This window comes from Streptomyces sp. NPDC059355 (assembly GCF_042752335.1).
Lineage (GTDB): Bacteria > Actinomycetota > Actinomycetes > Streptomycetales > Streptomycetaceae > Streptomyces.
The window spans coordinates 199035-221151 of record NZ_JBHYXN010000010.1; the positions used below are offsets into that span (position 1 = coordinate 199035).

The 22117-nt window shown below is 74.4% G+C and carries 17 protein-coding genes and 2 pseudogenes; 11 read left to right on the forward strand and 8 right to left on the reverse strand.

Annotated elements, in window-relative coordinates:
* Positions 1-77 precede the first annotated feature (77 nt).
* Complete coding sequence (locus tag ACFXGI_RS13025) at positions 78-1577, forward strand: DEAD/DEAH box helicase (protein ID WP_384705466.1); 1500 nt, start codon at positions 78-80, stop codon at positions 1575-1577.
* A gap of 94 nt (positions 1578-1671) precedes the next feature.
* Here ACFXGI_RS13025 and ACFXGI_RS13030 read toward each other — a convergent pair whose 3' ends face one another.
* The 5 genes and pseudogenes from ACFXGI_RS13030 to ACFXGI_RS13050 form a co-directional block, all read right to left on the reverse strand.
* Positions 1672-2619 (reverse strand): class I SAM-dependent methyltransferase, encoded by a 948-nt coding sequence (locus tag ACFXGI_RS13030; protein WP_384705467.1) that lies wholly within the window; start codon positions 2617-2619, stop codon positions 1672-1674.
* 252 nt (positions 2620-2871) lie between these two features.
* Complete coding sequence (locus tag ACFXGI_RS13035) at positions 2872-3366, reverse strand: hypothetical protein (protein WP_384705468.1); 495 nt, start codon at positions 3364-3366, stop codon at positions 2872-2874.
* A 99-nt stretch (positions 3367-3465) separates the two neighbouring features.
* Positions 3466-3879, reverse strand: a pseudogene (locus ACFXGI_RS13040) (GNAT family N-acetyltransferase); the annotation flags it as partial.
* A gap of 5 nt (positions 3880-3884) precedes the next feature.
* Positions 3885-4619: an SDR family oxidoreductase gene (locus tag ACFXGI_RS13045; protein WP_384705469.1), complete on the reverse strand. Its 735-nt coding sequence runs from the start codon at positions 4617-4619 to the stop codon at positions 3885-3887.
* Between the two features lie 111 nt (positions 4620-4730).
* Positions 4731-5744 carry an NUDIX domain-containing protein gene (locus tag ACFXGI_RS13050; protein WP_384705470.1) on the reverse strand — a complete coding sequence of 338 codons (1014 nt, stop codon included), beginning with the start codon at positions 5742-5744 and terminating at the stop codon, positions 4731-4733.
* A gap of 252 nt (positions 5745-5996) precedes the next feature.
* On the opposite strand from ACFXGI_RS13050, the gene ACFXGI_RS13055 reads away from it, so the two are divergent.
* The 4 genes from ACFXGI_RS13055 (at position 5997) to ACFXGI_RS13070 (ending at position 10302) form a co-directional block, all read left to right on the forward strand.
* A complete protein-coding gene (locus ACFXGI_RS13055; RefSeq protein WP_384705471.1) occupies positions 5997-7760 on the forward strand; it encodes a VanW family protein in 1764 nt (587 codons plus the stop codon).
* A complete protein-coding gene (locus ACFXGI_RS13060) occupies positions 7757-8980 on the forward strand; it encodes a DUF418 domain-containing protein (protein WP_384705472.1) in 1224 nt (407 codons plus the stop codon). The genes ACFXGI_RS13055 and ACFXGI_RS13060 overlap by 4 nt, the downstream gene beginning before the upstream one ends.
* Positions 8981-9059: 79 nt before the next feature.
* Positions 9060-9512, forward strand: a complete 453-nt coding sequence (locus ACFXGI_RS13065; RefSeq protein ID WP_384705473.1) for a hypothetical protein — start codon at positions 9060-9062, stop codon at positions 9510-9512.
* A gap of 136 nt (positions 9513-9648) precedes the next feature.
* Positions 9649-10302, forward strand: coding sequence for an NAD(P)-dependent oxidoreductase (locus ACFXGI_RS13070; protein ID WP_384705474.1), 654 nt, complete (start codon positions 9649-9651; stop codon positions 10300-10302).
* Here the strand turns inward: ACFXGI_RS13070 and ACFXGI_RS13075 are convergent.
* Positions 10296-11312 carry a helix-turn-helix transcriptional regulator gene (locus ACFXGI_RS13075; protein WP_384705475.1) on the reverse strand — a complete coding sequence of 339 codons (1017 nt, stop codon included), beginning with the start codon at positions 11310-11312 and terminating at the stop codon, positions 10296-10298. The two genes, ACFXGI_RS13070 and ACFXGI_RS13075, sit on opposite strands and share 7 nt — an antisense overlap.
* 106 nt (positions 11313-11418) lie before the next feature.
* Between ACFXGI_RS13075 and ACFXGI_RS13080 the strand changes: the two genes are divergently transcribed.
* The 6 genes and pseudogenes from ACFXGI_RS13080 (at position 11419) to ACFXGI_RS13105 (ending at position 20897) form a co-directional block, all read left to right on the forward strand.
* Positions 11419-12066, forward strand: coding sequence for a TIGR03086 family metal-binding protein (locus tag ACFXGI_RS13080; RefSeq protein WP_384705476.1), 648 nt, complete (start codon positions 11419-11421; stop codon positions 12064-12066).
* A gap of 122 nt (positions 12067-12188) precedes the next feature.
* The gene (locus tag ACFXGI_RS13085; protein ID WP_384705477.1) at positions 12189-14060 is read left to right on the forward strand and encodes an RNA ligase family protein; all 1872 of its coding nucleotides are present in this window, start codon (positions 12189-12191) and stop codon (positions 14058-14060) included.
* The gene (locus ACFXGI_RS13090; RefSeq protein ID WP_384705478.1) at positions 14060-16915 is read left to right on the forward strand and encodes a poly(A) polymerase; all 2856 of its coding nucleotides are present in this window, start codon (positions 14060-14062) and stop codon (positions 16913-16915) included. Before ACFXGI_RS13085 ends, ACFXGI_RS13090 begins: the two co-directional genes overlap by 1 nt.
* 329 nt (positions 16916-17244) lie before the next feature.
* The gene (locus tag ACFXGI_RS13095) at positions 17245-19401 is read left to right on the forward strand and encodes a discoidin domain-containing protein (protein WP_384705479.1); all 2157 of its coding nucleotides are present in this window, start codon (positions 17245-17247) and stop codon (positions 19399-19401) included.
* A 128-nt stretch (positions 19402-19529) separates the two neighbouring features.
* Positions 19530-19914, forward strand: a pseudogene (locus ACFXGI_RS13100) (SPFH domain-containing protein); the annotation flags it as partial.
* Positions 19899-20897 carry a serine/threonine-protein kinase gene (locus ACFXGI_RS13105; protein WP_384705491.1) on the forward strand — a complete coding sequence of 333 codons (999 nt, stop codon included), beginning with the start codon at positions 19899-19901 and terminating at the stop codon, positions 20895-20897. The pseudogene ACFXGI_RS13100 and the gene ACFXGI_RS13105, both read left to right, overlap by 16 nt.
* Here the strand turns inward: ACFXGI_RS13105 and ACFXGI_RS13110 are convergent.
* Positions 20855-21772, reverse strand: coding sequence for an NADP-dependent oxidoreductase (locus tag ACFXGI_RS13110; protein WP_384705492.1), 918 nt, complete (start codon positions 21770-21772; stop codon positions 20855-20857). The two genes, ACFXGI_RS13105 and ACFXGI_RS13110, sit on opposite strands and share 43 nt — an antisense overlap.
* A 147-nt stretch (positions 21773-21919) precedes the next feature.
* Positions 21920-22051 (reverse strand): hypothetical protein, encoded by a 132-nt coding sequence (locus ACFXGI_RS13115; RefSeq protein WP_384705493.1) that lies wholly within the window; start codon positions 22049-22051, stop codon positions 21920-21922.
* Positions 22052-22117 lie beyond the last annotated feature (66 nt).

The window sequence follows — 22117 nt, forward strand, 5'->3', positions numbered from 1 at the left end:
GCGTCGCCGTAGCGGCCCCGTGGCGCGGCGGCCCCGATGGTAAAATTCGTCTTTTCACGTCTCACGGAAGGTTCTGCATGAAGAACCCGTCGGTTCACGGGCGCTTCGGCATCAAGGCCGGAGCCAAGGCAGGCCCCAAGGGCGGTGCGAAGTCGGGCGGCAAGACCCCCCGGACGGCCCCCCTCCGGGGTGAGTTCGCGATGCCGAAGACGGTCGAGCCGGCGCTGCCGCCGGTGGAGGCCTTCTCCGAGCTCGACCTGCCCCGTGAGCTGGTGAAGACGATGACCGACCTGGGGGTGACGCAGCCGTTCCCGATCCAGGCGGCGACGCTCCCCAACTCGCTGGCCGGCCGGGACATCCTCGGCCGCGGCCGGACCGGCTCCGGCAAGACCCTGGCCTTCGGCCTGGCCCTGCTGGCGCGCACCGCCGGCCGCAAGGCCGACCCGAAGCGCCCGCTCGCCCTGGTCCTCGTACCGACGCGCGAGCTGGCGCAGCAGGTGACCGAGGCACTGACGCCGTACGCCCAGGCCGTGGACCTGCGGATGGCCACCGTGGTCGGCGGGCTGTCGATCGGCAAGCAGGTGGGCTCGCTGCGCACCGGCGCCGAGGTCGTCGTGGCCACCCCCGGGCGCCTCAGCGACCTGATCGGACGGCGCGACGTCCACCTGGAACGGGTGAAGATCACCGTCCTCGACGAGGCCGACCAGATGTGCGACATGGGCTTCATGCCGCAGGTCACCGAGATCCTGGACCAGGTGCACCACGCCGGGCAGCGGATGCTGTTCTCGGCCACCCTGGACCGCAATGTGGACCAGCTCGTGCGCAGCTACCTCAAGGACCCGGTCTCCCACACCGTGGACCCGTCGGCGGCCTCGGTGAGCACGATGGACCACCACGTGCTGCACATCCACTCGGCGGACAAGTACTCGGCCGCCACCGAGATCGCGGCGCGCGAGGGCCGGGTGCTGATGTTCCTGGACACCAAGCACGGCGTGGACCAGTTCGTGAAGCACCTGCGGGCCATGGGCGTACGGGCGGAAGGGCTGCACAGCGGCAAGTCGCAGCCGCAGCGCACGCGCACGCTCTCGCAGTTCAAGACCGGGGCCGTGACGGTCCTCGTCGCGACGAACGTCGCCGCGCGCGGCATCCACATCGACGACCTGGACCTCGTCGTGAACGTGGACCCGCCGGCCGACCACAAGGACTACCTGCACCGGGGCGGCCGTACCGCCCGCGCGGGCGAGTCCGGCAAGGTCGTCACCCTGGTCACCCCGAACCAGCGCCGGGACATGGTCCGGCTGATGGCCGAGGCCAAGATCCGGCCGACCACCACCCAGGTCCGCTCCGGCGAGACCGCGCTGAGCCGGATCACCGGGGCCAAGGCCCCGTCCGGGGTGCCGCTGGCGGGCGCCGAGCCGACGGACGCCAAGGGCCGTCCCTCGGGCACGGACCTCGGCTTCCGCGGGATCGGTACGCGTCCGGGCCGGCCGGGGGTGGGCAAGGAGTCCCGCAAGACCTCGGAGGCGCGCAAGCTGGCCGAGGCGCGGCGCGCGGCCCGGGTCCGCAAGGGCGGCTGACGCCACCGCCCGACGCCACCTCGACGTGTACGGTGCCGGCCCCCGATGCGGGGACCGGCACCGTACCCGTGTCCGCGGGCGGGCCGTGTCGCGGTCAGCCGCGGCGGCGGCGCCGCCAGGCCACGATCGCGCGGGTGAGCACGGGCGGGAGCAGGTCCTTGGCCAGCCTGCGCCAGGTGGTGCCGGCCCGCGGCCGGGGTCCGGGCTGGTGCCCCGGCGGCGGCACGGGCGCCGCGACGGGCTCGGGTGCCGGACGCAGCGGCTTCGGGGGCGCCGGCGGGACGGCCCCCTCGTCACCGATGCGGACCAGGGACTGGCCCGACACCAGGTCGACTCCGTGCCACAGGTCCTCGCGGCCCTCCAGCCAGGTGAGCAGCTCCGCCTGGTACGGCGCCGCGTCGTCCCAGGTCGCGTACAGCTTCGAGCCGGAGACGCAGATGAGGTGCAGCTCGCCGGTGGCCACCGCCGCCCAGACCGCGGCGGCGACGCCGGGGCAGTGCTCCGAGCGGTAGTCGTCGAAGACGACGACGGCGCCCGGGGCCGCGACAACGCGCGAGGAGGCTATGTCCTGGACGACGTGCTCGTAGAGGTGCGAGGCGTCGATGTGGACGAACCGGCAGCTGGCCGGGCGCACCCGGTCGGCGACGACGAAGGTCGGCGCCTGGATGATCGTGGGGAGCTCCTCGCGGAAGGCCAGGTAGTTCGTCTCGAAGCCGCGGCGGGTGAGCGTGGGGTACGAGTCCTGCATCTCGGCGAGATTGGAGTCGTCCGGCGCGGGCGAGTCGAACAGGTCACAGACCGTGAACTTCTCGCCCTCCCCCAGGTACCCCCCGAGGAAGATCGCGCTCTTCCCCATGAACGCGCCGAGCTCGAGAAGATCGCCCGGCTTCTGCTCCGCGCCGCTGCGGCGGGTCAGGAACCAGTCGAAGAGCACCTGGTCATAGCCCGAGAACCAACCGTTGACCTGGTCGTACGCGGTGGGTGCGGGCGGGGCCGGCTCGCCGTCGGGGGTGGTGACGGGAGCTTGGGAAACGTGCGACACGGAGAGCAGCCTCCAGTGGAACGGCATCGGAATCAACGCTGATACCCGGCCAGGTAGGCCGACCTTAAACCCCCGAACGGCCGTGTGACGAGACTCTGTGCGAAGCGGATAGAACCGCTGCCGCCGATCTCCCCTCTTACTCCCGATTGACCCTTTCTTCCCGACGGGATCCCCGCCGGGAAACCCGCCGTGCTTCCCTCGGCGCTTCCCCCGGCGCTTCCCCCGGCGCTTGCGCCGCGCTCACGACCGGACTCAGCCGGTGACGTTCCTCCGCCGCAGGCGCGCGGCGGCGGCGCTGCGCACGCGGTGGGTGCGGGCCGCGGCGGCGAGCTGGTCGAGGGCCTCGTACGAGCTCAGCGACTGGGCGGCGGTGCGCTGGCACCAGTCGGAGGCGGCGGTGAGCTCGGCCGCGGACCACGGCTCGCCGTCGGCGATGGCCTTGAGCAGGATCCATTCGCGCAGCCGGCGGGCCGGGAAGGGACGGGCGCCGATCGCGGTGCCCATGGCGCGGGCCCAGCCGGGGAAGCCTGCGTCGGCCAGCAGTTGGGCGGCGCGGCGGTCGAGGTGGGTGACCACCGCGCTCTCGGCCATCACCGGGTCGCGATCGCGCAGTACGGCGGCCACGGCCTCCGCCTCGCCCGCCCCGAGGGCCGCGGCGGCCAGGGCGTCGAGGTGGCGGGCGTAGCGCCAGTGCTCTGGCACGGTGGCCGCGACCTCGGCCCGTATGTGGTTCTCGCTTCTCCCCATGCACCCATTCCACACGACCCCGGTGAACCCCCGACGCCCAGGGGTGCCTCAGCCCGGGGGCGCCGGCAGCGGGGCCCCGGAGCCGACCGGACGGAATCCGACCCGTACGTCGTCGCGGCGGCGCATGGCGCGGTGCACCCGGGGGTGGTCGGGGTCGTCGACCTCGCGCAGCTCCAGCGGCGGGTCGCCGGGCAGCGGGCCGGCGACGGTGAGCAGGTCGATGGTGAGCAGGTCGATGGTGTCGGTGGTGCGGCCGGTGCGGTCCGGCAGGGCGGCGAGGAACCGCGGGCGCATGGTCGCGGCCGGCGCGTCGCATGCGAGGCCGGCGAGGGCGGAGCGCACCCACTGCGGGTCCTCGTCGGTGAAGACGACGGAGTGCGCGGTGAAGGCGATGACGCCCGCGTCACGCGGACTCGGCTGAGGCACCATCGTCGTCCCGCCGTCGGCCGGCGGGTACTGCCCGGCGGCCGCCGCGGCCAGGATCTCCCCGAGCGCGCCGGGCGTACGTCCCATGCCCGTCACACCTGCTCGAAGTGGAAGGACTTGATGAAGCAGTCCCGGGGCTGGCCGACGGCGAAGAAGATGCAGTCCACCAGCGACTGGGCGGTCAGCGGGTCCTTCGCCGTGCGCGGGGCGCCCTCCCATTCCGGGGACAGCGGGTCGTGGTTGTCGAAGTCCGGCGGGTAGAGCGAGATGACGCGGACGCCGTGCTCGCGCAGCCGGCGGGACAGGATCCCGGTGAATCCGGCCTGGGCGGATTTGGCGGCGTAGAAGGCGTCGTGCGCGTCGGAGCGGTGGTGGCCGCTCTCGCCGCAGCCGGAGACCATCGTCACGATGTCGGGCTTGTCGGAGTTCAGGAGCAGCGGGAGAAAGGCCTTGGTGACGAGGACGGTGCCGGTGGCGCCGGAGGCGAGGGTGTCGACGACGTCCTCGTCGGAGGCGGTGAGCAGGTCCGGACCGTGCTGGTAGCGGGAGCCGTTGTTGAGGAGCACGTCGACGCGGTCGGTGCGGGCGGCCACCGCGGCCGCGAACTCCCGTACGGAGGCGGGGTCCGCGAGGTCGCACGCGTACGCATGGACCCGGTCGGCCTCATGGCCCTGCGCGAGGATCTCGTCGCGGACGCGTGCGGCCGCTTCGAGGGTCCGCGCGGAGAGGTGGACCTCCGCGCCCCGGGCGGCGAACCGAAGGGCGAGGGTCCGCCCGAAGTCCCGCCCGCCGGCGGTGATGACGACGCGGTGATGTTCAAGCCCCATGGCTGCGCTCCGGATTCCGTGGTCGACACACGTACATGGTCGCAGCCGAGCCGTATGCCAGTTCGGCGGGGCGGCGTGCTCGACCCGGGGCACGGCCCTGCTCCGGCGCGGTCAGCGGCCGAGGCCCTCCTCCGGGAGTTCGGTGAGGGGGGTGCGCGGCGGGGGCGGGATGCGCAGGCGGGCGCGCGCCTCGTGGACCGCGGCGAGTTCGGCGTGGCCGGCCGGGCCCCAGTCCGCGAGCTCGCGGACCTGCTCCGGGGTGGCCAGCAGGCGCGCGTACGCCGGGTCCGCGGCCGGGACCGGGGAGGGCAGGCGGGCCGCCGTCCGGGGATGGGCCGCCCCGTCGGCGTCGCGGTAGCCGAGCGGGGTGGAGTCCGCCGTCGGGGGCGGGAGGTGCACGGCGCCGGTGGCGCGGGAGACCAGGAGCAGGACCCGGCCGTCGGGCGCGAACAGCCAGGCCGAGGGCTCCCGTACGGGCAGGCCCGCGGGTACCGGGCCGGGGTGCCAGGCGCCGTGGAGCGGGGTGCGGCGGGCGCGCAGGACTCCGAGCCGGTCCAGGGCGGTCGGCAGGGTGGGGTGGCCGTCCTCCAGCAGGGCCGGGCCACCGCCGTTGATGCGGGCGCACAGCGCCGACAGCGCGCGGCGGGCGTCGCCGGGGTCCATCAGGGCGGGCAGGTCGGCCGGTTCGGCGAAGTGGATGCCGGTGATCTCCTGCGGCGGGAGGCGGATCCCGTCGATCCGGTCCGGGGTCCAGGTGCCGCCGTCGTACACGTGCAGGATCTCCCCCGGAAAGCCCATCTCGGGCGGGATGCCGGGGGTGTCGGCCGGGATCCAGTCCACCGCGAGTCCGCGCGGGTAGCGGCCGTCCACGCCGAGTTCCTCCCGCACTTCCCGGGCCGCGGCGGCGGCCGGGGCCTCGCCCGCGTCCACGGCGCCGCCGGGCAGCAGCCGGTCCGGGCGGTAGTCGACGCTCTGCACGAGGACCCGCCCGTCGGTGTCGGTGACCAGGACGACGGCTCCGGTCCAGAGCGCGGCCCGCGAAGCCCCGTACTCCTGCGGGGTCATCCACGTACCCGGCCCGCCGCCCTCGTCTTCGGTCAAGGCCTCGTCGGTCAGCTGCGGCATCGGCACTCCGTTCACCGTGGTGGCACCCTCGGCCTGTGCAACAGCCCTGACGGCCCGGGGGTTACGCCGTCGAAGCACTCCGATCACTGACCGCCGCTTTGCCACCCCTATACCTCCTTATTACCTTGTTACTTCCCCGTTGATACGTTCGTCTCGCGGACTGGCGGCATGGAAACCGCCGGTCCGACCACGTCACCGGACCCGCCCCGGACCCCGCCGGACCCCGCCTGCCCATCGAGGAGAGACAGAAGGATGCGACGCGCTTCCCGTACGGACACGGACGCGGGCGGGGCCGACAGGGCCGCCCCCGCCCAGCGGTGGAGCGCGCCTGCCGTCGCGGGCGTGGCCGGCGGAGCCGCGGCCCTCGGCTTCGGCGGGCTGTACGCCGCCGGGCTGCTCCTGGCCGGAGAGGAGATCGCCTCCGGCACCAAGGTCCGCGGAGTCGACATAGGCGGGCTCGGCCGGACCGAAGCCGGCCGGCGCCTGGACGCGGAGCTCGGCCCGGCCGCCGCGGCCCCGCTCGGGCTGCGCATCGGCGAGCGCACCGAGCGGGCCGAACCGGCCGCGCTCGGACTGTCGTTGGACACCGCCGCCACGGTCGGCCGGGCCGCCCGCGCCGGCTCGGACCCGGTCAGCGTGATCGGCCGGCTCTTCTCCTCCGGCGACCCCGATGTCCGCCCGGTGGTCCGCCTCGACGAGAAGACGGCCCGTGCCGCCCTCGACGGGATCGGCAGGAAGACCGGGCAGGAGGTCCGCGAAGGCACCGTCACCTTCGAGAAGGGCAAGGCCGTGCCGGTGCCCCCGGTCACCGGCACGGCCCTGGACGTCGAGCGCTCCCTGGCCGCCCTGCGCGAGGCCTACCCCCGTACCGGCCCCGCCGACCCCCTCGAACTCCCGGTCCGCCGGACGGAACCCCGTATCGGACAGCAGGAGACCGACCGGGCCCTGAAGGAGCTCGCCGAGCCCGCGGTGTCGGCCCCCGTCACGCTCACCACCGGCGGCAAGCACATACCGATCGGCCCGGCCCTCCTCGCGCGCCACCTCTCCCTGAAGGACGACGGCGGCGGCCGCCTGGCCCCCGCCCTCGACGCCAAGGCCCTGCTGGCCGACCCGGCCTTCGCCGATCCGCTGCGCCAGGCCGTCCCCCGCCCGGCCGAGGCGAAGCTCCGGCTCGACGGCGCGGGCCGGGTCACCGTCGGCGAGGAGGGGCGCGCGGGCCGGCAGGTCACCGAGCAGGCCCTGACCGCGGCCGTGCTGCCGCTGCTGACCGGGAGCGGCGCGGCCGCCCGTACGGGCGAGGTCGCCACCGAGGCGGTCCAGCCCAAGCTCACCCGGGACACGGTCCAAAGGCTCGGCATCAAGGAGAAGACGTCCTCCTTCACCGTCCGCTTCGAGCCCGCCGCGTACCGGACGACCAACATCGGGCGGGCGGCGGAGCTGATCAACGGATCGCTGGTGCTGCCGGACGAGACCTGGAGCTTCAACCGGACCGTCGGCGAGCGCACCAAGGAGAACGGCTTCGTCGACGGCCTGATCATCAACAACGGCCAGTACGAGAAGGCATCCGGCGGCGGGGTCTCCGCCGTCGCGACCACCGTCTTCAACGCGATGTTCTTCGCGGGCGTCAAGCCCGTCGAGTACGGGGCCCACTCCTTCTACATCGAGCGCTACCCCGAAGGCCGCGAGGCCACCGTCGCCTGGGGCAGCCTCGACCTGCGCTTCGCCAACGACTCGGGCAAGGCCCTCTACATCCAGGCGGAGGCGACCGACACCTCCATCACCATCACCTTCCTCGGCACGAAGAAGTACGAGGAGATACGCGCGACCCAGGGCCCCCGGACCAACGTCAAACAGCCGGCCACCCGCACCGGCACCGGGCCCAAGTGCGAACCGCAGTCCCCGCTGGAAGGGTTCGACGTCACCGTCGACCGCGTGTTCGTGCAGGGCGGCCAGGAGGTCAAGCGGGAGACGCTGAAGACGCGGTACACGCCGCGCGACAGCGTCACGTGCGGATGACGGGGGCGCCGACTGCGGGAACGGGGATCGGGGCGGGCGGCGGCGGGCGGCTCGCCGCCGTCGATGCCGTCCGCGGACTGGCCGTCCTCGGCATGTTCGCCGTGCATGTCGGCCCGGGCCCGCGACCCGAGGGCGCCGGGTACCTGATCGTCGCGGCCGACGGACGGGCACCGGCGCTGTTCACCCTCCTCGCCGGGTTCTCGCTGGCCCTCGCACAGCGCGGGCGCGCCCCCGGCGAGCAGCCGGACGGCTGGGCACGGCGCTACCGCCCGCTGGTGATCCGCTGCGCGATCCTGGCCGGGCTGGGCCTGCTGCTGGCCGCCCTCTGGCCGGGGATCCTGGTCATCCTGGCCTTCTTCGCCGTCTACTTCCTCGCCGCCGAGCCCTTCACCCGGCTGTCCACCCCGGTGCTCACCGCCGTCGCCGGGATCTCCGTGGCGGCGGGCCCGCTGCTCTCCTTCCTGCTCGGCCCGGTGTTCGGGTACGAGGCCGCCGGGCGCGGCGCGGTCCCCGAACTCACCGCCCTGACCGGCTGGGAAGGGCTGGGCCGGATGCTCGGCGAGCTGCTGCTCACCGGCGCGTATCCGCTGGCCACCTACTTCCCGTACGTCCTGGTCGGGCTGGCGCTCGGCCGGCTGTGCGATCTGCGCGAAGGCCGGGTGGCCCGGCGGATGGCGGTCTGGGGCGCGGCCGCGGCGGCCGCGGGCTACGGCACCGCCTGGGTGGCCACCCATGTGCTCGGCGGCCGGGAACGGCTGCTCGACGTGATCGCGGCCCGGCATCCGGAGGCCCTGGGGACGGCCGATCCCGTACGGGAGGTCCTGCGGGGGCAGTTCGGCGCCGTGCCGAGCACCTCGTGGGACTGGCTGCTGGTGGCGGACCCGTACAGCCAGACTCCGCTGGAGACGGTCGGCAACGCGGGGGTGGGCTGCGCCCTCATCGGGCTCTTCGTGCTCGCCGCGCGCGGCCCGGCCGGAGCGCGGCTGCTGCGGCCGCTGACCGCGCTCGGGGCGATGGCCCTCAGCGCATACGTCCTGCACGCCCTGGCCCTGGCCGGACCGGCCCACGGAGCCGCGTCCTGGGGTGCGCTGGCCGGCTTCGCGGGTGTGGCGCTGGCGGCGTCCTGGGCCTGGGAGTGCCACTGGGCGGACAGCCCGCTGCGCCGTGGCCCCCTGGAACACCTCCTCCGCCTGGCCACCCGGGGCCGCCGGGCCGCGTAGCCCCCGTGCCCGGCGGGCCGTCACCCGTGTGTGTGACGGTGCGTAGGCGGGAGCGGCCGGCGTACGGCAGGGTGGGCGGATGCAGTTGCGCCGGGTGGTTCTGCCCCTGCCCCTGATCCTCGCCGCGGTGGCGCTGGCCTCCGGGTGCGTGACCGTACGGCCGGACCGGACCGCGGAGGCGGCCCGTACGACTCCGGCCGCGGACCGGACGGCGGGCCCGGAAGCGCCGGTCGAAGCCCTGCCGTTGGGGCGGCTGCCCGCGTCGGAAACCCCGTCGGCCCCCGCGCCGGAGCCGGCCGCGCCGGCCGCGGCGCAGGCCGAGCAGGACCGGCCGCCGCTGCCCCGGGCCGGCGCTCGCGCGCCGGTGCGGCCGGTGCGGCCCGTACGCCCCGCCCCGGCGCCGAAGCCCCGCAAGCGCCCGCCCGCACCGTCGAAACCCCGGCCCGGGCCGGGGCGCACGTACGACATGGCACCCCTGTGCGAGGCGGCCAAGGGCACGGTCTCCCCGTCCATCGTCGCCCTGTGCCACTAGGGATGTCCTTCGGATCAGGGCGGATCATCCGTGTGGACTCGGCCCGGCTGCCGGGTGGTGGGGGGCCGGTTCGCTTGGATGGGCGGCGCGGGTCCGACCTGAGACCCGTACCGCCCCCACCCCCCAGGGAGTCGCCATGGCGAAGATCGCCCTGTTCGGCGCGACCGGCACCATCGGAGCCCGTGTGCTGCGCGAAGCGCTCGACCGCGGCCACCAGGTCACCGCGGTGGTCCGCGACCCCGCGAAGCTCGCGGATTCCGGAGCCGAGGTGGTGCGCGGCGACGTCCTCGACCCGCATTCCGTCGCCGAGGTGGCCACCGGCCGGGACGTGGTCGTCAGCGCCGTCGGCCCGGGCTCCGGGGACGCGGGCGTCCTCGTGACCGCCGCCAAGTCCCTGATCGGCGGCGTCTGCACGCTCGGCCCGGACGAGCCCCGCCCCCGGGTGATCGTCGTGGGCGGGGCGGGCTCGCTGCGCACCCCCGGCGGGCCGCTGGTCTGGGACACGGCGGGCGTCCCCGAGCCGGTCCGCGCGCTCATGCACGCCCACGGGGAGGCCCTGGACTTCCTGCGCACCGTGCCCGTCGAGGAGGTGCGCTGGAGCTGCCTGAGCCCCGCGGCACAGATCGCGCCGGGCGAGCGGACGGGCACGTACCGGCTGGCCCTCGACGACCTGGTCGTCGACGAGGCCGGCGGCGGCAGCCACATCTCGGCCGAGGACTACGCCGTGGCCCTGGTCGACGAGATCGAGCGCGACGCGCATGCGGGCAAGCGGTTCACCATCGGCTACTGACCGGGCGGCGTGTGCGGGGCGTGCGCGGCGTTCGGTGCGTGCGCGGCGTCCGCCACGTCCCCCGCATCCTCCGCGTAGGTCGCCGTGAGTTCGGCGCCGAGCCGGGCCAGCCGCTGCCGTACCTCCGGCGGCTCCAGGACCTCGACGCTCGCCCCCAGCCCGGCCAGGTGGGCTGCCAGGGCCTTGGCGGCCGGGCCGTCGACCCACACCTCGGTCCAGCCGTCGGGCAGCGGACCGCCGACGCGGACCCGGCCGCCGAGGAGCCGTTGCAGCAGGGCCAGCGCGCCGGGGTGCACGCGGGCTCGCGCGGTCACCGCGTACATGCCGTCCTGGAAGGCGCCGGCCAGGGTCTGCCAGGCCGTGGTGAGGTCGAAGCCGGGCGGCCGGACCACGGGTTCGCCGGTCGGTTCGACGGAGGTGACCCGGCTGAGCCGGAAGGTGCGCAGGCCCTTGTCGGTACCGGCGACCAGGTAGTCCACTCCCGCCTTGGCGACGAGCCCGAGCGGGTCGACCGTGCGCTCCCCGGCCGGTTTGCCGACGCCCGCGTACCCGAGGCGCACCCGGATCCCGTCGACGACAGCGCCTTGGAGCGCCGAGCGGTGGGCGGCATCGGCCGTGACGGCGTTGCGGGACCAGTCGGTGGCGTCGACGACCTTGGCGCGGGTGGCGGCCTCGGCCTCCGCACGCAGGGTGGGCGGCAGGGCGCGGACCAGCTTGCGCAGGGTGGTGCGCAGTTCGGGAGTGGCCGCCAGGGGCCCGGTGACGAGGAAGAGCGCCCGGATCTCGTCGGCTGTCAGGCCGGTGAGGTTCGTACGGGCCCCGCCGACGAGGGACCAGCCGCCGCCGCGGCCGCGCTGCGAGTAGACGGGGATGCCGGACGCGGCCAGGGCCTCCAGGTCACGGCGCGCGGTGCGCTCGGACACCTCCAGTTCGGCGGCCACTTCGGGGACGGTGACGCGGCCCCGCTCCTGGAGGAACAGCAGGGTCGCCACCAGCCGGTCGGCTCTCATGTGCCTCTTCCTCCCGCGTCACCGTCGGCGCCGTCGCCGCCGTTCCGCTTCATTCTCTTCGGAAAACTGGCCAGAAGGTGGCCAGTTTGGCTTCCAGGATGAACACATGAACGAGACCAAGCAGCTCATCGAGACCACCTCCACCGACACCGTCACCGACTCCGACGCCGAAACCTCCGTCGCCTCCTTCGATCCGCGGCTCGACCTCGCCGCGGCCGTCGAGCTGGCGGGCCGTACGCTGGCTGCCGTCCGGCCCGAGCAGTACGACGCCCCCACCCCTTGCGAGGAGTTCGACGTACGGCGGCTGTCCAGCCACCTCGTCGGCGTCGTCCGCCGGATCTCGGTGATCGGGCGGGGCGAGGACCCGTTCAGCGTCCCGTCCTTCGCCGACGAGCTCGCCGACGGTGCCTGGGCGGCGGCCTGGGAGCCGGGGGCCCGCGAGGTCGCGGAGGTGTGGGCGGACCCGGGCATCCTCGGCCGGCAGCTGCGCCTTCCGATGGGCGAACTGCCGGGTGCGGCCGCCGCGGCCGTCTACACCCACGAACTCACCGTGCACACCTGGGACCTGGCGAGGGCGACCGGCCAGCACCCGGACTGGGACCCGGCCCTGATCGAGCGCGTGATCGGCGTCGTACGCCGTGCGCTGCCGGCCGAGACCCGCGGCGGGCGGATCCCGTTCGCCGAGGTCGTGACCGTGGACCCCGACGCCCCGGCCATCGACCGGCTGGTGGCCTGGGCGGGTCGTCGGCCCTGACCGCCCGAGGCGCCCGAAAGCCCGAGGGCCCAAGTGCCGGAGGGCCCGCGTTAATGATTGGATGACCCGGCTCCGGATACCTAGAGTGACGACGAACCCCGTCGTCATCGCAGGAGCCGGTCATGCGCACGCACTACCCCCGCACCCCGCACCTGCCCTGGTCCCCCGGGGCGGCGGCGGACGACGTGCGCGCCGCCGGGTTCGGGGGGCCGGCCGGGTGCGAGGTCGTGGTCACCGAGAAGCTCGACGGGGAGAACACCACCCTGTACGCGGACGGCCTCCACGCCCGCTCGCTCGACTCCGGCCACCACCCCTCGCGCGCCTGGGTCAAGGGCCTCCAGAGCCGGATCGGCGCCGGCATACCGGCGGGGTGGCGGGTGTGCGGGGAGAACCTGTACGCGCGCCACTCGCTCCCTTACGAGGACCTCGACAGCTGGTTCTACGGGTTCTCGGTGTGGGCCGGCGAGCACTGCCTGGACTGGGACCGGACGGTGAGCTTCCTGCACGGCCTCGGAGTGCCCACCCCGCGCGTGCTCTGGCGGGGCGTCTACGACGAGCGCGCGCTGCGCAGGCTGCGGCTCGACACCGCGCGGCAGGAGGGGTACGTCGTAAGGACGGTCGCCTCCTTCGCGCGGGCGGACTTCGGGCGGTACGTCGCCAAGTGGGTGCGCGGCGGCCACGTACAGACCGACACGCACTGGATGTACGCGCAGGTCGTGCCGAACGGGCTCGGTCCGCAGGCCCCGCTGTGGGCGGTGCGCTCGGGTTCCGAGCCCGATGCGGCGCAGCTGGCGGCCGCGCTCGGCCCGGAGCCCGCGCCGGGCGGCGGAGCCGAGCCGGTCGCCTCGGGAGCCGGCCCGGTTTTCGCGGGAGACGGCCCGGTCGTCGCCGGGGTCGAGCCGGTCGTCGCCGAGGTGGCGGGCCGGCTCGACGCGTCGGGGCGCACCGGCGAGGCCCGGCTGGCTGGCGTACTGGCCGCCGTACTGCACCGCGCGCCGCGGGCCCGGATCGGGGCGCGGCTGGCGGCGGGGCCGCTCGGGATGCCGCTCGCCCGGCGGGTGGCCGACCTGGTCGGGCTCCACCCGTACCTGCAGCGGCCGTTCCCGGACGAGGGCCGGCGGGCCGGTCTGGTCCGGATGGCCCTCGCCGCCGATCTCGGGGTGCTGCACGCGCTGGCGGGGGCGGCGGCCGCGGGCGATCCGGAGGCGCGCGAGTGCGTCGAGTGGTCCGCGCTGTACGCGGAGGAGGCGGGGCTGCTCGGCCCCGATCCGCTGGGTCCGCTGCACACCGGGCTGCGCGACGCCCTCGGGGCGCTCGGCGCCGACGCGGCGGACCGCTGCTGGGCGGAGGCCCGGGAGGCGTTCGGACGGGGCGGGGTCTCCACCGCCGAGGAGGCGGTGGCCGCGACCTGGCGGTGGCGGGACGGGCGCTTCCCCCGGCTGGTGCAGCTGTGCGGGCCCTCGGGCAGCGGCAAGAGCACGTACGCCCGGAGTCTGCCGGGCGTGGCCGCGTACATCGGTCTGGACGATCTGCGTGCCGCCCGGAGCTCCCGCGGCGACCAGCGGGCCAACGCGGACGTGCTGCGCGAGGGCCTGGCCAGGCTGGACGCGGCGCTGGCAGCCGCCGCGGACACCGGCGGCACGGTGGTGTGGGACGCGACCTCCCTCACCGAGCAGCAGCGTGGCCTGGCCGGTGCGGTCGCGCGGCGCCGCGACGCGCTCGTCACCCAGGCCGTCGTGCTGGTCGAGGAGGCGGAGCTGGTCCGGCGCAATGCCGTGCGGCCCCATCCCGTACCGGCGGAGGTACTGGCCACCCAGCTGCACCGGTTCAGCCCTCCGTATCCGGGGTTGGGGGCCGCCCACCGCATCCGGTACATCGGGGCGGGCGGGACGGTGGAGGACACGGCGGGGAGCATCGGGGCGGGGACACGGACGGCTCCGACGGGTGCGGGTGCGGGTACGGCAGTGGCAGTGGCAGTGGGCGAGGACGGCTGATGCGCACGAGTGAGGAGCTCTACCACCAGGTCCGCTGGGACCCCCGCTTCGATCCCGCGCGCTTCGTGTTCGGGCTGCACCAGCGCGGGGCCCCGCCGAAGCGGGTCCCGCTGCCGTCCTTCGTGCCGGGCGGCGACATCCCCTGGCACCGGGTGCGGTTCGTCGAGGCCGACGGCGAGCTCGTCTGGGACCGGGCGAGCGGCGTCGACCACATCGACTCCACCGAGGCCGGCCGGATCAGTGAACCGCGGCTGCTGCGGGCTCCTTTCTTCACCGCTCGGACCCCGCACGCGTGGGATCCGGCGGACGGCGGCGCCTGGCGGCCGGCCGAGACCGGACCCGTGGCACCGGACCCCGGCCCGGGGCCGCGGCGCGTACGGCTGCTGACCTGGAACACCCTGTGGGACCGGTACGACGCTCCGCGCATCGACACCGCGCGGCGCAGGCCGTTGCTGCTGGCCGACCTGGCGGCCGCCGATGCCGATGTGATCGCCCTCCAGGAGGTCGAACCGGCCCTGCTCGACCTGTTGTTGGCGCAGCCTTGGGTGCGCGCCGGGTACACGGTGGGCACCGATCCGCGCGGGAAGGACGTCTCCGCGAGCGGACTGCTGGTGCTGAGCCGGCTGCCCGTACGGGAGGCGGGACTGCACCTGCTGGGGCCGCACAAGGCGGTGTCGGCCGTGACGGTGGACACCGCGAGCGGCCCGCTCGTCGTGGCCTCGGTCCACCTGACGAGCGACCACACGGAGAACGGCGCCGGGCGGCGCGGCATCGAACTGACCCGCATCGCCGAGGGGTTGAGCGGCATCGAGGCGGACGCGGCGCTGCTCGGCGACTTCAACGACGGCCGCTCCGGGCCGGAGGGTCCGGCTGCGGCGCTGGGCATGCGGGACGCCTGGAGCGAAGTGCACGGGGCGCAGGACACCACGCCGACCTTCGATCCGGTGGCCAATCCGCTGGCCGCGGTGGGTTCGCTGTCGGGACGGGCCGGCCGGCTGGACCGGGTCCTGCTGCGCTCGGCGGGGGCCCGGGTGCGGGAGGCGGACCTGCGCGGCGACACCCCGGGCCCGGAGGGGCTGTTCATCTCCGACCACTTCGGGGTGGCGGCGGTGGTGGACTTCGGCGTACGGGGTGACGGGCGCGCGGTGCTCGACGTACGGGCGACCGCGCGGACGGCGGTGGCCTGGCTGCCTCCGCACGATCCGGCGGTCGAGGAGCTGCGCCGCGCGCACGACCCGGCGGTCCGCCGCTGGCCGGCGCACGTGAACCTGCTGTTCGGCTTCGTACCGGAGTCCTCGTTCGAGGCGGCCCTGCCGCTGCTGGCCGAAGTGGCCGCGCAGGCGGCGCCGTTCACGGCCCGGCTGGCCGGGGTGCACAGCTTCGGGCACCGGGAGGACGCCACGCTGTGGCTGGACCCGGCCGCCGCCGGCGAAGAGCCGTGGCAGCGGCTGCGGCAGGGGCTCGCGGAGCGGTTCCCGGGATGCCGGGGGCGCGAGGGCTTCACCCCGCACCTGACGCTGGGCCGCAGCCGGGACCCGCAGCGGGCGCGGGCGGAGTTCGCCGCGCGACTCGGCGGGACCGGGGCCGGGGCCGGGGCCGGGGCCGGGACCTCCGCCCGGGTCGGGGAGCTCGCGGTGCTGTCCCGGCGGGGGGACGGGCCGATGCGGGTACGGGCGACGGTGGAACTCGGCACCGGCACCTGGCGCTGGGTACCGGAGCCGGAGACCCGGCCGGCAGCGCCGATGCTGGAGGCCGAAGCCCTCACCGCCCGGATCGGGCGGGCGCTGGGCGACGGAGTGGTGCACCTCGCCGGATCCCGCCGCATGGGCTGCGCCCTGCCCGGGGCGGACCTCGACCTGGTCGCGGCCCTGCCGGGCACGGCCGCGATCGCGGAGGTACGGGAGCGGGTCGCGGCGGCGCTTCCGGAGGCCGGGCGGCTGCGGGAGGTCGTCGGCGCGCGCGTGCCGGGGCTGCGGCTGCGCGCGGCTTCCGGACCGGACGTGGACCTGGTGGTCGTCGCCACGGGCACGCTCGATCCCGCGCGGGCGGTGGAGCACCGGGCGGAGCTCGGCGAGGCCGCCGCGATCGCGCTGGGCGCGGTGAGCGACGCCGACGCGGTACGGGACTTCGTCGGCGCCGAGCGGCATGCGGAGTTCGCGCGGCTGGCCCGGGAGGTCAAGGCGTGGGCCCGCGCCCGGGGGCTGGACTCGGCGCCGTTCGGCGGACTGCCGGGGCTGGCCTGGACGGTGCTGGCGGCGCGTACGGTCCGCGAGGCGGTGGACCTGTCCCCCGCGACCCTGCTCCGGGAGTTCTTCGGGACCTGGGCCGCCTGGGACTGGCGCGACCCGATCGCCCTGCACGGCCCGTCGCCGTCCCCGTCCCCCGGCCCGGGCCCGAGCCCGTACGACCCGGTCACGGTCCTGACTCCCACCGAGCCGGTGCGCAGCTGTACGCCGCAGGTCGGCCCGGCGCTGCGCGATCTGCTCGGGCGGGAGCTGTACGAGGCCTGGGAGTCACCGGAGGCCGGTCTGCCGCCGCTGCACCGCCGGCACGCGGCGTGGGCGGTGGTCACCGTACGGGGCGCCACTCCCCCGGAGTTCGAGGAGGCCCTGGGCCGGATGCGCGGACGGATGCGCGCCCTGCTCGGCGCCCTGGAGGCCGGAGGTGTCGGGGGCGTGCACGCCTGGCCCCGCCCGTTCGAGCTCGGCGACACCGTGGCCCGGTACGCGATCGGTCTCGGCGCCACGCCGCCCGACGCGGCGCGGCTGGCCGCGCTGTGCGCCCCGTGGGCGGCGCCCTTCGCGGGCGTCGAGGTCACCTGGGCGGAGTGCGGGGCGGTCCCGGCCCTCTCCTGAACCGGGCGCTCCCGGCCGACAAGTATCGAACGCACGGCAGCACCCGCCTTCGGGAACGAAGCCATTCCTCGAATGCCCCCGACCGCTCCGTCCCGCCCGGCGGGCGCGGCGGGACGGAGCGGTCAGGAGCCTCAGTAGAGCCCTGTGGCTTTTTTTCGTCAACACTTTTCACAAGGATTGAAGAAACCCCAAGTTCACAGGCTTGAAAGCCAGTTGACACCCCTCCCGGCCTTCACTTCATGAACGCTGAACCCCTTGACGGTCCTCGCGGCGGCGCAGTTCACTCACGCTTCGATCCCCCGGATCCAAGACGTCAGGAGTGCCCCCCCATGCCTCGCCTCTCCGACCATCCACCACGCCTCACCGCGGCCGCCCTCACCGCCGCCCTGATCGCGGCCCTCCTCGTGCTGCTCCCCGGCAGCGCCGCCCAGGCCGCGCCCGTCCTCCTCTCCCAGGGCAGGCCCGTCACCGCCTCCAGTCAGGAGAACGCCGGCACACCCGCCTCGGCCGCCGTGGACGGCGACAACGCCACCCGCTGGTCCAGCCAGTTCGCCGACCCGCAGTGGATCCAGGTCGATCTGGGCACCCCCGCCCTGCTCAGCCAGGTCGTACTGCGCTGGGAGACCGCGTACGCGAAGGCGTACCGGATCGAGCTGTCCACCGACGGCGCCGCCTGGAGCACCGCCTACTCCACGACCTCGGCCACCGGCGCGGTCGCCACCCACGACATCGCCGGCACCGCCCGCTACGTCCGCGTGTACGGCACCCAGCGCGCCACCCAGTGGGGCTACTCGCTGTTCGAGTTCCAGGTCTTCGGCACTTCCGGCAGCGGCCCCGCCCTCCCCGGCGGCGGCGATCTCGGCCCCAACGTGATCGTCTTCGACCCGTCGACGCCGAACATCCAGGGCAGGCTCGACGAGGTGTTCCGGCAGCAGGAGTCGGCCCAGTTCGGCTCCGGCCGCTACCAGTTCCTGTTCAAGCCGGGCACGTACAACGGCCTCAACGCCCAGATCGGCTTCTACACCTCCATCTCGGGTCTGGGCCTCAGCCCCGACGACACCACCATCAACGGCGACGTCACGGTCGACGCGGGCTGGTTCGGCGGCAACGCCACCCAGAACTTCTGGCGTTCGGCCGAGAACCTCGCGCTCAACCCCGTGAACGGCACCGACCGCTGGGCCGTGTCCCAGGCCGCGCCCTTCCGCCGGATGCACGTCAAGGGCGGCCTCAACCTCGCCCCGGACGGCTTCGGTTGGGCATCCGGCGGCTACATCGCCGATTCGAGGATCGACGCCCAGGTCGGCAACTACTCGCAGCAGCAGTGGTACACGCGCGACAGCTCGATCGGCAGCTGGGGCAACGGCGTCTGGAACCAGGTCTTCTCCGGGGTCCAGGGCGCGCCGGCCCAGTCCTTCCCCAACCCGCCGTACACCACGCTCGACACCACGCCCGTCTCCCGGGAGAAGCCCTTCCTCTACCTCGACGGATCCGAGTACAAGGTCTTCGTCCCGGCCAAGCGCGAGAACGCGCGCGGCACCTCCTGGGGCAACGGCGCGCCGCAGGGCACCTCGCTCCCGCTCAGCCGCTTCTACGTCGTGAAGCCGGGCACGACCGCCGCGACGATGAACCAGGCGCTGGCCCAGGGCCTGCACCTGCTCTTCACCCCCGGCGTCCACCACGTCGACCAGACCCTCCGGGTGAACCGCGCGGACACGGTCGTGCTGGGCCTCGGCCTGGCCACGCTCGTCCCCGACAACGGGGTGACCGCGATGAAGGTCGCCGACATCGACGGGGTGCGGCTCGCCGGGTTCCTGATCGACGCGGGACCGGTCGACTCGCCCAGCCTGCTGGAGGTCGGCCCGGCCGGCACGACCACGGACCACGGCGCCAACCCGACGACCGTGCAGGACGTGTTCGTCCGGGTCGGCGGCGCCGGCCCCGGCCGGGCGGACGTCGGCATGGTGATCAACAACCACGACACGATCGTCGACCACACCTGGATCTGGCGGGCCGACCACGGAGACGGGGTGGGCTGGGAGACCAACCGCGCCGACTACGGATTCCGCGTGAACGGTGACGACGTACTGGCCACCGGGCTGTTCGTCGAGCACTTCAACAAGTACGACGTCCAGTGGAACGGCGAGCGGGGCCGCACGGTCTTCTACCAGAACGAGAAGGCGTACGACGCCCCCGATCAGGCGGCGATCCAGAACGGTTCCACCAAGGGCTACGCGGCCTACAAGGTGGCCGACTCGGTGACCGTCCACGAGGGCTGGGGCCTGGGCAGCTACTGCTACTACAACGTGGACCCGACGATCCGTCAGGATCACGGATTCCAGGCACCGGTGAAGCCGGGCGTGAAGTTCCACGACCTGCTCGTCGTCTCGCTCGGCGGCAAGGGCCAGTACGAGCACGTCATCAACACCACGGGCGCCCCGACCTCGGGAACGTCGACGACCCCGTCCACGGTCGTCTCCTTCCCCTGACCCCAAGGCCATTCGGCTCCGGGAGGCCGGGTCTCCCGGAGCCGAATGCCCCAACCTCGCCCAATCGGTGTGCAGGGCACGGGCGTTCTGTCGGAATTCGCTTCCGGCGGGGCGTGCGCGCGCGAAGGGTCGTCTACTACCAAGTGATCGACCCACGCGTCGCGACGTACGAGGTCGCCAGCTACATCCAGGCCATCGAGCAGCTCACCGTCACCACCCTGCGCGACATCGTCGGCGGCATGGACCTGGAACGGACCCTGGCCTCCCGCGAGGAGATCAACGCGGGCCTGCGCGGAGTCCTCGACGAGGCCACCGGCAAGTGGGGCATCCGCGTCAACCGCATCGCGCTCAAGGCGATCGAGCCGCCGATCTCCATCCAGGATTCGATGGAGAAGCAGATGCGCGCCGACCGCGACAAGCGCGCCGCGATCCTCCGGGCCGAAGGCGTCCGACAGGCCGACATCCTGCGCGCCGAAGGAGAGAAGCAGGCGGCGATCCTGCGCGCGGAGAGCGACGTGGCGGTCGCGGAGATCCACCGCCGCACCGCCCGCCCGGCGGCTCCGGCCAAGGCTCCCGTACGGCCCGTGCAGCACGATCCGCTGCTGCCGGGCGACCCCCGGCGCATCGGCCGCTACCGGCTGACCGCCCGGCTCGGGGAGGGCGGGATGGGGACGGCCTACCTGGGGCTGTCGCCCGGTGAACGGCGGGTGGCGGTGAAGGTCGTACGGGCCGACCTGGCGGCGGATCCGGGGTTCCGCAAGCGGTTCGCGCGGGAGATCGACTCGGTGCGCAGGGTGGGCGGCTTCCACACGGCGCAGGTGGTGGACGCCTCGTCCGAGGGAGAACAGCCCTGGCTGGTGACGGAGTACATCCCGGGCCCGTCCCTGGCCGCCGTCCTGCGGGAGTACGGGGCCCTTCCCGCCCGGACCGTGCGCACCCTGGCGCTGGGGGTGGCCGAGGCGCTGGAGGGGATCCACGCCCGCGGGATCGTCCACCGCGATCTGAAGCCCGGCAACATCATCATCGCGGAGACGGGTGCGCGGGTGATCGACTTCGGTATCGCACGGGCGGTGGACGCCACCGCACTGACCCGGACGGACTACTTCGTCGGCACCCAGGGCTTTCTCGCCCCGGAGCAGCTGACGGGGGCCCCGCTCACCCCGGCCGTCGACGCGTACGCGTTCGGGATGGTGCTGGGCCACGCCTGCGGGGCCGCGCCGATCCCCGCCCGGAACCGCGCTGGAGTCGGCCCTGCGGCCGCTGCCCGCCGACCTGTCGGCGGTCGTGAGGGCCTGCCTCTCACCCGACCCGGCGGCCCGTCCGGGCCCGGCGCAGATCCTGGAGCGCCTGGGCGGCGGGGACGGGAGGGCGGCCGGGGACTGGCTGCCCCCGGCCGTTCGGACGATGGTCGGTCTGCACAACCTGCCTACCAGCACAGCTGGTTGAGGAGGCGTCAGACCTCTACGACGATCTTTCCGGCGGTGCGGCCCGTCTGACTGAGTTCGAAGGCCTCCGCGAGCTGCGCGAGCGGGAAGGTCTTGGCGACCGTGACCTTGAGCTTGCCGCCGTCGGCGAGCCGGGCCAGCTCGGCCAGGCCCTCGGCGTCCGGCCGGACCCACATCCACTGGCCTCCGGCGCCGAGCACCGTGGGGTCGGCGATGGAGGCGTGCCGGCCGCCCTTCGCGAGGACGGCCTGGGTGACGTCGAGGACACCGCCGACGAAGTCCGCGACGACGGTGACCCCGTCGGGGGCGAGCGCGCGCACCCGGTCGACCAGGCCCTCCCCGTACTCCACGGGCTCGCAGCCCAGTTCGCGCAGCCGGTCGTGGTTGCGCGGGGAGGCGGTGCCGATCACCCGGGCGCCCAGCGCGCCGGCGATCTGCACACCGAAGGAGCCGACGCCGCCCGCGGCCCCGTGGATGAGGACGACGTCGTCCTTGCCGGTGGCGAGCCGGGTGAGCAGCTGGTACGCGGTGAGCCCGGCCAGCGGCAGGCCGGCCGCCTCCTGCCAGGAGAGCGAGGCGGGCTTGGCGGCGGCGGCCCGTACGGGCACGCTGACGTACTCGGCGAAGGTCCCGCCGTGCACGTAGTCCTTGCGGGCGTACGCCATGACCTCGTCGCCGACCGCGAACTCGGGTGTGTCGATGCCGACCCGCTCGACCGTGCCGGCGACGTCCCAGCCGGGGACGACCGGGTACATGACGTCCATCAGGGGGTCGAGCCCGCCCGCCATGATCTTCCAGTCGACGGGGTTGACCGAGGCGCACTTGACCCGGACGAGGAGCTCGCCGGGGGCCAGCTTGGGCATCGGCAGTTCGGTCTCGGTGAGCACCTCCGTTCCGCCGTACGTCTCGTACGCCATCGCCCGCATGGTGTCCTGGGACATCTACCCGACCTCTCCGTGTGCCATGAGCCGCCAGCTGCTGGAAGCAGCGGTTTCCCATCCCATCACGAAAGGCCGTGCCCGCCCCGAGAAGCGGGGCGGGCACGGCGCGGCGCGGCGCGGGGAGCTGCGGTCTCACAGGGCCCGGTGCGCGGCGATCACCTCGGCGTAGCGGCGGCCGCTGGTCTTGATCGTGCGGCGCTGGGTGGCGTAGTCGACGCGGACGAGGCCGAAGCGTTTGATGCCCCTATAGATGTCAAGCAGCAACTGGGGTGGGTCCTGTCTGGTCAGAGGGGGCACGTGTCGGGACGATGAGTCGGTAGATCTCTCGTG